1 protein-coding gene is annotated in these 304 nt (G+C 60.2%); it reads right to left on the bottom strand.

Going from position 1 to position 304, the window contains the following annotated elements:
- Positions 1-294 (bottom strand): IS110 family transposase (locus RM530_RS18500; protein WP_311366741.1); only part of this gene is annotated, 294 nt, incomplete at its 3' end.
- Positions 295-304 lie beyond the last annotated feature (10 nt).

The raw sequence follows: 304 nt of genomic DNA, 5'->3' as shown, positions 1-304 counted from the left end.
GCCGGGAACATTCTTGACGTGCCGCGCATTCACCACCTTGGCGCGAACACCGACCGCCTCCAGTGCCGCATACGGGCTCTTCCAATAGATGCCGGTGCTTTCCATCACGACCTCGTCGGGACGCAACGAGGCAACCCAGTCTGCCAATTCCCGACGGTCTCGCTTGAACCCACCAAACTGCCGTTGCTCAATGCGCGAACTACCGTCGGCATCCTCAATCAACGCACAGGCGGTGATCTGCGCCTGATGGATGTCCAGGCCGATCACGCGTTTGTACAGCGCTACCAGTTCCATACCGCCTCCT

The sequence above is a fragment of the Banduia mediterranea genome (assembly GCF_031846245.1).
GTDB lineage: Bacteria > Pseudomonadota > Gammaproteobacteria > Nevskiales > Nevskiaceae > Banduia > Banduia mediterranea.
The sequence above is the reverse complement of the archived record's forward strand: the minus strand, read 5'-3'. Positions and strand labels throughout refer to the sequence as shown.